The 13644-nt window shown below is 36.6% G+C and carries 10 protein-coding genes; 8 read left to right on the top strand and 2 right to left on the bottom strand.

Annotation, left to right across the window (positions count from 1 at the left end):
* Positions 1-820: 820 nt before the first annotated feature.
* The 3 genes from KHA96_RS21045 (at position 821) to KHA96_RS21055 (ending at position 4119) form a co-directional block, all read left to right on the top strand.
* Positions 821-2164, top strand: coding sequence for an ABC transporter substrate-binding protein (locus tag KHA96_RS21045; protein ID WP_349305825.1), 1344 nt, complete (start codon positions 821-823; stop codon positions 2162-2164).
* Positions 2165-2291: 127 nt separating this feature from the next.
* On the top strand, positions 2292-3242 hold the full coding sequence (locus KHA96_RS21050; RefSeq protein WP_213131316.1) for a carbohydrate ABC transporter permease: 951 nt from the start codon (positions 2292-2294) through the stop codon (positions 3240-3242).
* A gap of 16 nt (positions 3243-3258) precedes the next feature.
* Entirely contained in the window at positions 3259-4119 is an 861-nt protein-coding gene (locus KHA96_RS21055; protein WP_213131317.1) for a carbohydrate ABC transporter permease, read from the top strand.
* Positions 4120-4208: 89 nt separating this feature from the next.
* Here KHA96_RS21055 and KHA96_RS21060 read toward each other — a convergent pair whose 3' ends face one another.
* The gene (locus KHA96_RS21060; protein ID WP_213131318.1) at positions 4209-5441 is read right to left on the bottom strand and encodes an MFS transporter; all 1233 of its coding nucleotides are present in this window, start codon (positions 5439-5441) and stop codon (positions 4209-4211) included.
* 174 nt (positions 5442-5615) lie between these two features.
* On the opposite strand from KHA96_RS21060, the gene KHA96_RS21065 reads away from it, so the two are divergent.
* From KHA96_RS21065 to KHA96_RS21080, 4 genes are all read left to right on the top strand, one after another.
* On the top strand, positions 5616-6719 hold the full coding sequence (locus KHA96_RS21065; RefSeq protein ID WP_213131319.1) for a Gfo/Idh/MocA family protein: 1104 nt from the start codon (positions 5616-5618) through the stop codon (positions 6717-6719).
* A 172-nt stretch (positions 6720-6891) separates the two neighbouring features.
* Entirely contained in the window at positions 6892-8061 is a 1170-nt protein-coding gene (locus KHA96_RS21070; protein ID WP_213131320.1) for an MFS transporter, read from the top strand.
* Between the two features lie 54 nt (positions 8062-8115).
* On the top strand, positions 8116-9459 hold the full coding sequence (locus tag KHA96_RS21075; RefSeq protein ID WP_213131321.1) for an MATE family efflux transporter: 1344 nt from the start codon (positions 8116-8118) through the stop codon (positions 9457-9459).
* A 229-nt stretch (positions 9460-9688) separates the two neighbouring features.
* Entirely contained in the window at positions 9689-10705 is a 1017-nt protein-coding gene (locus KHA96_RS21080; protein WP_213131322.1) for a Gfo/Idh/MocA family protein, read from the top strand.
* A gap of 371 nt (positions 10706-11076) precedes the next feature.
* Here KHA96_RS21080 and KHA96_RS21085 read toward each other — a convergent pair whose 3' ends face one another.
* A complete protein-coding gene (locus KHA96_RS21085; RefSeq protein WP_213131323.1) occupies positions 11077-11970 on the bottom strand; it encodes a helix-turn-helix domain-containing protein in 894 nt (297 codons plus the stop codon).
* A gap of 144 nt (positions 11971-12114) precedes the next feature.
* Between KHA96_RS21085 and melA the strand changes: the two genes are divergently transcribed.
* The gene (gene melA, locus KHA96_RS21090; RefSeq protein ID WP_213131324.1) at positions 12115-13413 is read left to right on the top strand and encodes an alpha-glucosidase/alpha-galactosidase; all 1299 of its coding nucleotides are present in this window, start codon (positions 12115-12117) and stop codon (positions 13411-13413) included.
* Positions 13414-13644: the final 231 nt, after the last annotated feature.

Raw genomic sequence — 13644 nt, forward strand, 5'->3', positions numbered from 1 at the left:
TCTTTTAAAATATGCTTCTCTATACTTTTATAATACCTGAAATTATGTAAGGTGACTAATGTAATGGTAAATAGTAACACTTTATAGATTTATAGCATCCTGTACTTCCCGAAATAGTTCATATTCAAGCAAGTAATTTTGGGACTAACACTTATTAGCTATAAAGTTTGGGATATCGGAGGACATCAATCATTGTATTGATGTCCTTTAATGTTGGCAATGTAAACAACCGCCGAAGTGCTGCTCTAAGCGGTGATACATTCTTTATCTGAGGGTACCAAACTTAATACAGATCTTCGAAACTATAAGTTCATATCATATTAAATTCATCATAACCTTTTATGTTGTTGTCTTTATTACTTTATGCCTATTGCTTTTGTGATTTCAAAATTGGCATAATTCCTTCAACATTTTCATATTTCTCCTTATAGGGCTTTATTCATTAAATAAATATTTCACAAAATCCATCCTATTCTAACCTCAAAAACTATTTTACAAAAAATATTATTATAAAGTAAGCGAAGAAAAATGACAAAGTTCATTGGTTTTTACAACATAATTCTCATCTTTGAAAAAAATAATCTTCCATTTCTAGAAAACATATGATAATATCTATGGAAAATAGATTGAATGTTTAATTGATTAAGAATTGTAATCGCTTACCAATGTATTTTGTATCGTAAGTAGTTTGTAATTAGGAGAAAAGTATTAGCCTGTGAAAATAAGGGAGGTGGTTTTGCTCAAAATCTTGCGGCATATGAATCAAATTGTAGTAACAAAAAGGAACACAATAAAAAAGGGGGTAATTGGATTGAGGAAAGTGTCAAGTTTCTACAAGGTTTTTATGATGGTTTTTATTTTAGTTATTTCCGCTGCTTTGACTGGTTGTGGAGGATCTGAATCCACTGGAGGAAGCAAAGGCGGCGACAAAAAAGTAGAAATTACTTGGCTTGTTAGAACAGATGCCAATATGATTGAATGGGAAAAACAAACAATCAAAGATTTTGAAGCAAAAAACCCGAATATTAAAGTGAAATTGGAAACAATTCCACAAGATGAGATTGACCAACGTTTAACGACTATGATTTCAAGTGGAAATGTACCAGATGTATGGTCCTCCAACTGGGCTAATTCAGGATTTGCGACATATCGCGGGATGGACGCATTACTTGATTTAACTCCTTATGTTGAAAATGATGCACAACAGCTTAGTGGAATTCCGGATCACTTAATGGATATTTATAAAATTGATGGGAAAGTTTATGGAATTCCAATGTTAGGTATTGGAAGCTATTTATTCTATAACAAAGATTTATTTGATGAAGCTGGATTAGAATACCCGACAACTGATTGGAATGATACTTCATGGAATTGGGAAAAAGCTCTTGAATACGCTAAAAAATTAACAAAGGACACTGGTAAAAGTGCAGACAAGATTTATGGATTGCTAGATAATAATTCACCTGCACGTAAGGCTTGGTCATTTGGTGGTGAATTCTGGAAACCAGAAGCATATACAACAGGTGTTATGGGCGAACCAGCCATTCTTGATAATCCTAAAAATGCTGAAGCACTTCAATTTTTTGCTGATTTAATTAATAAACATAAGGTTTCACCTAACCCATCTGCACTTGACGCCGTTTCTCAACTTGGTGATCCATTTATGACAGGTAAAGTGGCTATGGTTGTAAACGGTGGTTGGGGATTCTGGGCATATAAGCCAGCTGAATTTAATTGGGGTGTTGCACCAATTCCATATGCCGATGGACGTATTGCAACTCTATACGTGGATCCATGGAATATTAGTGCGAAAAGTAAACATCCAGATGAGTCTTGGGAATTTGTAAAATTCCTTGCTGATCCTAATGGCGCAGCTAAATCATTCATGCAAGCTACATCCGCCACTCCAGCAGATTCAACTTTGATGGATGATTGGTATCAACAAATGTCTGAAATCACTGGAATGTCAGTTGAAGAAATCAAACAAGTTAACGATGGTGCATTTGTAGACGGTAAAGAAGCAGATAACCATTTGATCACTAAATTCTCTATAATCTCAACAACCATTGATCAAACAATGACAGCCGTTTACGAAGGTAAAAAGACTGTACAAGAAGGTTTAGAAGAAATTGATAAGAACCTCCGTTCATTAAAATTAGAATAGAAGTTTCACAACATAGTATAAGTTGAGGGTGTCCCGTACAAACTGGGCACCCCTCTAACACAATTTTGTGTTGGCAGGATGTCATTTTCGGCGATACCCTTTTCACAAAAAACGGAGGGAAATTATTATGGATCAAAAAGTAAATTTATCTACTAATCAAAATGTGATCATTCCAAAAAAACGTAAACTTTCCGCAGAGGCTAAGAAAGAGGAAAGAGCTTTTTGGATATTTATTTCTCCTTGGATTATCGGATTTTTATTTTTTACGGGTGGTCCAATTATCGCCTCGTTAGTATTAAGTTTTACATCATATAACGTTATTGATGCTCCTAAGTTTATCGGTTTTGAAAATTTCGCTGGTCTTTTTGATGACAAGCTTTTTTATAAATCATTGACCGTCACCGCCTATTATGTTGTGCTGGCAGTGCCATTTAGTATCATAATCGGACTAGCAATGGCCGTATTGCTTAACCAAAAAGTAAGAGGACAAGCATTTTTTAGAACAATGTTTTACGCTCCATCGATTATATCCGGGGTTTCTGTAGCATTCCTATGGACTTGGTTATTGAATCCTGATTTTGGAATTGTGAATGGACTTCTTAATGACTTGTTTGGTATCGAAGGACCGGGTTGGTTTAATGATACAAAAACGGTTATTCCTTCAATGGTTCTAATGCAATTAACAGCTGTTGGTGGAACAATGGTCATTTTTCTAGCAAGTCTACAATCATTGCCTGCAGAATTGTACGAGGCAGCCGCAATCGATGGTGCCAGCAGATTGAAGCAGTTTTTCAAAATTACTGTACCGCTCATTTCACCGGTTATTTTATTTAATACAATCATGGGAATTATCGGATCTTTTCAGGTATTTACACAAGCCTATATTATTACAGGCGGCGGCCCCGATTGGATGTCATATTTCTATGTACTCTATTTATTTGATACCGCTTTTAGCCAATTTAGGATGGGATATGCATCCGCTCAGGCATGGATATTATTCATCATCATTTTCACTTTCACCATGCTATCGTTATTGGCTTCAAAAAAATTAGTACATTATGAATATGATTCGAAATAAATAGGGGGCGATCTTGATGCAATTAGCTAGGAAAAACAAAACATATAAATATGGGGAAATTAGTTTAACTGGTAAAGTAATTGTTTATATAGTGTTAATATTAGGGCTATGTTTATTCGGATTTCCAGTTTTTTGGATGATCTCTACTTCACTTAAAACGTTAGGACAGGTACATCTACAAACGCTATTACCGAAAACGCTGGAATGGGGTAACTTTAAAGAAGTATTTACTACGCATCCAATGGGTATGTATTTATGGAATACGTCATGGTATACGATTATAAGTATGTTTGGTGCAGCTTTTTCATCATCGTTAGTAGCGTACGCATTTGCAAGATTACGTGCACGAGGGAGCACCATTTTATTCGCTCTAATTTTAAGTACCATGATGATTCCATCTCAAGTAACAATGATTCCACAATACTTAATCTTTAGTAAGATCGGTTGGGTGGATTCGTATTTACCGTTAATCGTTCCATCATTTGGAGCAAGTGCATTTTTAATTTTCTTATTAAGACAATTTTATTTAGGGATTTCTAAGGAAATGGATGAAGCAGTCAAAATAGACGGAGGTGGATACTTCACTATTTATTTCCGCATTATTTTACCGCTATCTATTCCAGCTATTGCAACAGCGGGAATTATGGAATTTATGTATCGTTGGAACGACTTGATGGGGCCGCTTATTTATTTAAGCAGCCAATTAAAATATCCACTTTCATTAGGTTTAGCAAGCTTCCGAGGAGCTTATGCAACAACTCCGTGGAATTTATTAATGGCCGCTTCATTTGTTGCAGTCATTCCACCGTTGACACTGTTTTTCTTTGCCCAAAAATACTTCATCCAAGGTATTGTTATTTCTGGTGCGAAAGGATAATCAAAAAGGGAATTTCTTAAAGGGATTACTAAATAAGAAAAGAAGCGGAAGATGTAATTATACTTCCGCTTCTTTTTTATTTTCTTATACTATGCTTTTAAAAATTTACTTTTGCGTGAAAATGGTTTTGCTAAATATAATAAAATTCCGATGTTAATTAGTAATGAGAACACCATAATAAGGAATGGGAGCCTCGGATCCATTTTATATGCTAGCCCCGCTATGATACCCGCTGGAGAAATAAATAATAAAAGAAATACTTGCAAAATTGAATACATATTTGCACGATTAGCATCTTCAATGGAATTAGCCACTGCTGATTCCAAGTATGGATTAGCAATTAGGACACCAGCAGCAGAAAATATTAAACTAATAATGATTGGCGTCAAGCTGCTTCCTTTTGTTATGACTAAAATGATATTAGCAATTATTGATAGCGAAAATCCAATCATCATATAATAATAATTTTTTTCCTCTTTAAATTTTGGAATGACAAAAAAGAGGAGGAAAAGCATGCAGACTGATGATATGGCTGGGAATATTGAGATCGTTGACTCAGATACCGATAATGCCTCAACTAAATATACATATAAGTATGTATTTTGCATGACCATTTGGAAGTTGAAAAAAATATAAACGGCAAAGATCAGTAATAGTCCTTTATTTTTAATAATTTTTTTCATAATACTTCCATATTCTATAAATGTATCTTTTAATGAGATGTTCTTTGCTTCCTTTTGTTTTTGTAAACCTATATCGGTTTCGTGAGTCATAAAGTGGCGGGAGAGTATCATGATGAGCATTGATGTACCTGCAATCACATACATAATTCGAACAGCTGGAACTAAAGTCATTTTACTTACTAATAAACCGCCAAGCGGGGCGAATAGTCCGCCTACCACACCAATGACTTGCAAAATAGTAAATACAATAGATCGATCTTTCGGTTGTGTATCTTCTACTAAAAGACAAGTCCAGGCTGTTTGGGGAATCTTAAGAAATGCATTCAAAATAGCTGCAAAAATAAAGAACCATATATTTTGAGAGACGGCCCAAATATAAACTGCGAGTGGCCAGCTAATAAGATCATATATTAAAAGCGCTTTCTTTCTTCCTAAACGATCTGTTAAAAATCCGCTAATAAAAGAGGTGAAAATTTGTACGATTAAACCTAAACTTGCAATCATCCCAATTTGGGTTTTACCGACCCCAAGAGCCAGCATGTACACAGACACATATGGCAAATACATACTGTAGGGAAGAATGAATAAGGGTTCCACAACTAAACAGGCCCGAGCGTTTCCAGTAATTCTTTTGAACATAAAAGTACCCTCATTTCAGTTGTCATCTATGTGAAGTATCTCATAAACTTAGTATAGGAGTATTCTCAAAAATAGTATAGATAGCAAATAATATTTTTTACTCGCTAATATAATGAAAGTTCACTATGTTTTGTTTATACTAGTATCAAATAGAAAGAGAATAAGGAGGATAATATGAAAAGTGTAAAAGTAGGGATTATTGGTTGCGGGAATATTAGTAGTATTTACTGTCAAGCTGGTCAGAAATTTGATGTGCTTGATATTATCGCTGTTGCTGATTTAGATTTTGAGCGTGCAAAAGCAAGAGCTGAAGAATACAAGATTCCAAACGCATATACAGTCGAGGAATTATTGGCTGATCCTGAAATTGAAATTGTCATAAATTTAACGATACCGAAAGCGCATGCAGAAGTTTGTATTGCTGCACTTGAGGCAGGAAAACACGTATATGTTGAAAAACCATTGGCTGTTTCACGTGAGGATGGGGAACGAATCCTTAAGATTGCGAAGGAGAAGGGGCTTTTAGTTGGTGGTGCTCCTGACACGTTCTTAGGCGGCGGGATACAAACATGCCGGAAGTTAATTGATGATGGAGCAATTGGCGAAGTGGTTGGGGCTACTGGGTTCATGATGAGTCCAGGACATGAAAGCTGGCACCCGGATCCTGAGTTTTATTATCAAGTGGGTGGGGGGCCAATGTTTGACATGGGACCATATTACATAACTGCTTTTATCAATTTATTAGGACCAATTCGCCGCGTAACGGGATCAACAAGAATAAGCTTTCCGGAAAGGACAATTACGAGCAAGCCTAAACATGGACAAAAAATACAAGTAGAAGTACCAACCCATATAACCGGAATATTAGACTTTGAGAATGGGGCAATCGCAACACTCATTACGAGTTTTGATGTTGCTGGTTCAAAGCTTCCTAATTTAGAAGTATATGGATCGAAAGGAACGATTCTCGTTCCAGATCCAAATACGTTTGGCGGTCCGGTTTTTCTTCGTAAACACGGCAGTCAAGAATGGGAAGAAATTCCTTTGACACATGGATATATTGACAATAGTCGAGGTGTTGGTGTGGCCGATATGGCTTATGCACTTCGAAGTGGAAGAGCTCACCGTGCAAATGGGGATTTAGCTTTTCATGTATTGGATGTCATGCATGGGATCCATGATGCATCAACGAGCGGCTCGCATTATGAATTAAATAGCACATGTGAACAGCCTAAGCCTTTGCCAGCAGGGCTTAAAGAATATACGCTGGATATGTAGCCAAATAGAAAAACAAGGAAGCGTTCCGATAATAGGAGTCCGCTTTCTTCTTTTTTCACTAGTATAGAAAGCGTAAGTTGCATTATTTTTAATTCTGGAGCAACGTTGCACCTATAGCCTTCATATCCCTTCAGGCGCCTTGCGATTTTCTAATGAATTGGAGCATTTGTTCATGAATTCAAAAAGAAAGATATTATTTTATATCGTTACGATGATGTATTGGTTTTCCATGTATACGTATGTACCCATCCTATCTCCATATGTGGAGCATTTAGGAGGATCCATATTCATGATCGGCCTAGTTGTTGGGAGCTATGGTTTTACTCAGCTGCTCGTTCGCATACCACTAGGAATTTGGTCAGACGCAATCGGAAAACGAAAATTGTTTATAATAGCGGGGATCGCTTGTGCTGTGTTAAGCAGCTTAGGGCTTGCTATGACAACAAATGTGTGGGCAATTTTTGGTTTCCGCTCTCTTGCGGGAGTAGCTGCTGCAAGCTGGGTTGCCTTTACCGTTTTATTTGCTAGTTATTTTGAGCCGGAAGAAGCACCAAAAGCGATGGGGCTCATCAGTTTTTATACGAGCATCGGGCAAATGGCGGCTACAACATTAGGTGGGTTCTTAGCTGAATATATCAGTTGGACTGCCCCTTTCTATGCTGGAGCTTTTGTCGGGCTGCTCGGATTACTTTTGGCATTAAAAATTGTAGAAATGCCAGCTGAAAACAGAAAGCCCGTTGAGATTAAAGAGCTCGTCAAAATGGGTGGAGAAAAATTATTATTATTTGTCTCCTTAATGGCAATCATCGTCCAATGTATTACTTTTACAACAATGTTTGGATTTACGCCGCTTCATGCGGTAAGCTTAGGGGCATCGAATGGAGATTTAAGTATTTTGACACTTTTATCAACATTGCCAAATGCGATTGCAGGATATATGAGCGGAACCTATTTTGTCAGGAAATTTGGGGAAAAACGAACGATTTTATTAGGTTTTATAGCTGCCGGCCTGTGTACAGTCTTGTTGCCATTTACAAATAGCTTACTATTATTAATTATTACTCAGGCGTTCAATGGATTTGCACAAGGTTTAATGTTTCCAGTATTAATGGGATTAGCTATTCAGTCCGTTTCAGAAGAACGCAGGGCATCGGCGATGGGCTTTTTTCAAGCAATCTATTCTTTAGGGATGTTTGGCGGTCCATTTATTGCAGGGTGGATCGGAGAAATGGCTAGTCTTGCTACAGGATTTATTATAATCGGTTGTCTCAGTTTTGCTGGTGCGTTTATTACAATAAAATGGATGCCGAATAAATATTATAAAGAAAAAGTGGTAGAATAATATTTGAAGTGTTTTTGCATTCTTGTAAAAATAATCAGATTGAAGGTATCACACATGACTAAACAACTATCTGCTGAAGGGAAAAAAGTTGCTTTTCGTACATTGTTTTACTTTTTTATTCCTTTAGGAATTTCCGCAAGTCTTGTTACCATTTCACATGTCATTATTAATAGTACTCTTGCTCGTGCGGCGAATCCAGCGGTTGTCATTGCTAGTTATTCTGTCGCCATGAGTTTATTTGCCATTTTTGAACGGTGTGCAGTTATTTTACGGCAAACTTGCGCAACTCTAGTTCGAGACAGGCATTCTTTTAAACTCGTTTCACAGTTAACCATTTTCATATTGTCTGCTATTTTGCTTTTAAGTTTTATTATTGCGTACTCGCCTATTGGTGAACTGTTTTTTTTACATGTTATGGGTGTGAAGGATCACATGCTTGGCCCAACTTTATCTGTATATAAGGTTTTAATGTTTGTAACCATATTTTCGGGTATCCGCTGCCTCTTTCAAGGGATTATCATTTCTAATTTGCGCACGAAATGGTTAACGATTGGAATGGTCATTCGTTTATTGGTAATGGCGGGACTTTCATGGATCATTATTCAGAAAGGTTGGGTCAATCACGGGTATATTGGTGCTTATATCTTTTTGGCCGGAATGGTCATTGAAGCTCTTGTAAGTTTTATTGAGGGGCGCCAACTTGTTAAAAAAATGCCAGCAAAAAAAGAGAATCACCATATTGTAAGCCATTCCCAAGTTAGAAAATTTTATCTCCCCTTATTAATGGCGTCACTAATAGCTGTTATTATTTCCCCTGCTACGAATGCAGTGTTAGGATCGAGCGGCAAAGCAGAAATTGCGATAGCTTCCTATGCTGTTGCGTTTTCAGTTCTAAATTTATTACTTAGTTTTTCAACTTATTTCCATCAAATCGTTATAAACTTCTATGATCAAGACACGAAAATGGTTATTCGTTTTTCGTTTATTTTTAGTTTTGTTCCCAGTCTCTTATTGCTCGGAATTGCCTATACACCTATAGGGGTTTGGGGATTACAACATATAATGGGTGTTTCGGGAGAACTCCTTGATCAAAGTTTAATAGCACTAAAATTTTTCATCATTTTTGCTTTATGTTTTCCATGGCTTGATTTTATAAATGGAGTGTTGATGTTAAAAGGTCAAACAAAAGTATTGCAATTTTCCCAAGCAGGAAATGTGTTCATGACTATTGCTGTATTGCTTTTTCTTCTGTTCGTAATGCCCAATGGAGGAGGATTAATTGGATCAATCGCACAATCTGTTGGTGTTATGACGGAAACGATTATTGCGTATATTTTTATGAGGAAATTTTTAAATCAACCTATTATAGGGCTTAGAAGAAGAAAATTAAGTAATTGATATCAATATTGCAGCTAGTAGAAAACTATAATAATATGTATAAAAGGCTAGCTTCTTAAGTTTATTGTTTACAAAGTTTAACAATTCTTATGAAGTTTCCAGCTCTTTTCTCAGTTGAATTACTCGAAAAATTCATATTAAACAGTGGTTGAGAAAAGAGAAAATAAAACTACATGAATTCTCCGATGTAATATGCGGAGATTTCTTATTTAGGAGAGGGGTTATGGTAATGGCTGATTTTAAAATTGTAGTTGCCGGCTGCGGAGGCATGTCCCATCAATGGATTGAGTACGCACTGACAAGAAAAGATGCGGAAATTGTAGCTCTCGTTGATTTATTTGAGGAGACCGCAAAAAATGCTGCGAAAAATTATGCTTTGGATTGTAATACATATACGGATATTAGCTTAGCTATTAAGGAAACAGGAGCAAATTTAGTTTTTGATGTTACAATACCGGCAAGTCATAAAAGTATTACGATAACGGCTCTATCATTAGGCTGCGACGTATTTGGCGAAAAGCCAATGGGAGAATCTATGCAAGATGCCGTCGAAATGCAAAATGCAGCAAACGAATTTGGCAAAAGCTATGTAGTTATGCAGAATCGCCGCTTTAATAAGCAAATAAGAGCATTTCGTGATTTAGTTCAATCTGGCGAAATCGGTGATCAAGGATTTATTAATGCTGACTTTTTTCTAGGTCCACACTTTGGTGGATTTCGTGATGAAATGGACAGTCCATTAATCCTCGATATGGCAATCCATACGTTTGATCAGGCTAGATTTATCTCAGGAGCAAATCCTGTTTCGGTTTACTGCCATGAATTTAATCCGGCAGGTTCTTGGTATAAAGGGAATGCTTCAGCCATTTGTATTTTTGAAATGGACAACGGAGCCGTCTTTAATTATCGCGGTTCTTGGAGTGCAGAAGGTGCACCAACCTCATGGGAGTCCTCTTGGCGTGTAGTGGGAAGTAAAGGAACAGCTATCTGGGACGGAACACATTCACCATATGCTGAAATCACAATCCCATCAAATGAACACAAATTTTTACAAGACTATGAAAAAGTAGAAACGTCCTCCACTTATAATGGGCAAGATGGCCACTTCGGTTGTTTAGATGAAATGTTTGCATCTTTGTTAGAAGGCCGCAAAGCAGAAACAGATTGTACGGATAATATTCATAGCGTTTCCATGGTTTATAAAGCGATTGAAAGTGCCCGGACAGGTAAAAAAGTGTTTTTCTAGGTAACGTAAGTTTTTTTGCTGCAGTTGTGATGTTGTACGGATTTACGGAAAAGTAGCTTAGTTTGTCCATCAAGGCATCTATGATGGACAGATGTACGGAAATACCGAGTAGTTTGTCCACCAAGGTAGCTATGATAGACAGATGTACAGAAAAACCAAGTAGTTTGTCCATCAAGGCATCTATGATAGACAGATGTACAGAAAAACCGAGTAGTTTGTCCATCAAGGCAGCTATGATGGACAAAATTACGAAGACACCGAAGAATTTGTCCAACATTACAGTTTTTTTTTCGTCCTGATTCTTTAGGGATCATTCCAGAAAAGTTTTCTGTAAAAACTGATTGATTTTCACTATCTTAAATCGAATGATCCTAATCTATCACAATATAATTTACAGGAACGGTGTATTTGCTTTGGCGAAACTGTCCAGGTGGCATGCCATATCTTTTATGAAAAACCTTGCTAAAGTAATTGCCGTTTGAGTAGCCGATTTGACTGGCAATTTCTTCGATAGATAGATTGGATTGACGAAGTAATTCAATCGCCTTATCCATTCGGATTCTCGTTAAATATTTTAAAGGGGTTGTACTGATCGTTCCATGGAATAGTCTTGTAAAATGGTATTTGGAAAGTCCCGAAGCCTCTACCATGTCATCTAATCCGATTGGTTTATTATAGTGTTTTTGAGCAAATAATACTGCCTTCGAGATTGACTCTGGCCATTGTTCAACGGGAGACCCTATATTTTGAACAAATCGATTTAGTTCCATTAAAAAAGAATATCCAAATGCAGACGCCTGATAAGCGTCTGTTATTTTTTTACCGACAGCTGCTTCAAATATATTTAGTAATAATTTAATTGGTTCTGATTCGGGGGAAAACGAAATAATATGCCCGATATTTTCATTAATAAACTCAAAGGTTTTTTGTGCTTCATTTCCATACAATGTAATATGAATAAATTCCCATCGCTCACCGTTTGAAGGAAAATAATAACGATGATTACTTGGAATTTGCACTAAAAAAGCTTGCCCGGATGATAAAGGGTATTTTTTTTCGCCAACTTGAATCATCCCATGTCCAGCAAGAGTATATTGAAAAACACATTTTCCAACTTCGCTTCTTTTTAATCCATCCCAGTCGTAAGTGGGTGAGGTAACTTCGTCCCACCCAATCGAGTGGATACCGACAATCTTTTTTTGATGTTCGCCTGTAAATCGAAAACCGAAGGATTCATAGTTTTTTTTACGATGACTAATGAGCAATATTTTACCCTTCTTTCAATAGTTTTTACCATTGTAAGTGAATAATATTCATTTTATGATTAATATATCAAGCATTTTAACATATTTCTATAATAAAAGAATATAGCAATATGTTACACAACACAAAAAATGGAGGCTTTAAAAATGTCGAAAATAACTTTTTTAGGCGCTGGAAGCTCAGTTTTCGCAAAGAATGTACTAGGCGACTGTATGCAGGTTCCAAGTATTCAAGGATTTGAATTTGCGTTATATGACATTGATCATGAGAGATTAAAAGACTCAGAAAATATGCTAAATAACATGAAAGATACTTCTAAATCGACAGTTACTGTAAAGGCTTACACTGATCGCAAGGAAGCATTGCGCGGTGCGAAATATGTTATCAATGCCATTCAAGTAGGTGGATATGATCCGTGTACGATTACAGATTTTGAAGTTCCTAAAAAATACGGCTTGCGCCAAACAATTGCAGATACATTAGGAATTGGTGGGATCTTTAGAAACTTAAGAACGATTCCAGTTATGTTGGATTTTGCAAAGGATATGCAAGAGGTTTGTCCTGATGCATGGTTCTTAAACTATACAAATCCGATGGCAGTTTTAACAGGAACTATGATCCGCTATGGCGGAATTAAAACAGTTGGACTTTGCCACAGTGTGCAAGTATGTGCTGACCACTTACTTAAATCACTTGATATGCCGACAGATAACTTGCATTGGAAAATTGCAGGAATCAATCATATGGCTTGGTTGCTGGAAATTGAACGTAATGGCGAGGATTTATATCCAGAAATTAAGAGACGTGCTGAGGAAAAACAAAAAACAAAGCATGATGATATGGTCCGTTTTGAATTAATGAGGAAGTTTGGTTACTATGTAACTGAATCATCCGAGCATAATGCCGAATACCATCCGTATTTTATTAAGAGTCGTTATCCAGAGCTAATTGACCAGCTGAATATTCCTCTTGACGAATATCCTCGTCGCTGTGTGAATCAAATTGAAGGCTGGAAAAAAATGCGTAATGATCTTGTAAATAATAAAAATCTAGAGCACCATCGTTCACATGAATATGGCTCCTATATCATTGAAGCGATGGAAACAAACGTGCCATTTAAAATTGGCGGAAACGTGTTAAACACTGGTTTAATTACTAATCTACCAGAAAAAGCAGTTGTAGAAGTGCCATGTCTTGTAGATAGCAGTGGTGTTACGCCAACTTATGTTGGTGACTTGCCAGAACAACTTGCGGCACTGAATCGTACAAACATTAATACACAACTTCTCACAATTGAAGCTGCAATGACAAAGAAAAAAGAGCATATTTACCATGCAGCAATGTTGGATCCACATACAGCAGCTGAATTATCATTAGATGATATTGTTGCACTTTGTGACGACCTTATTGAAGCACATGGTGACTGGCTGCCGAAGTTTAATTAAATTGAAAAAAGGCTTGCCTAGTTTTTAGGCAAGCCTTTCTTAATAATTTAGGGAATTATATATTTTTACTTTGTGCATAACTTTTTAGGGATTAGTTTCCGTCTAGCTCAAGCGCCTAGAAACTTTCGGTTTCTTACTAGGATAAGTCAACTATTTGGGAGCACTCGGGTTTTTCATGACTCACCATGTTTCCTTTATTCTTCAGAATCCTAAAAGGTTTGTGCTGTGCTA

This window comes from Bacillus sp. FJAT-49711 (assembly GCF_018343715.1).
Classification (GTDB): domain Bacteria; phylum Bacillota; class Bacilli; order Bacillales; family Bacillaceae_C; genus Lederbergia.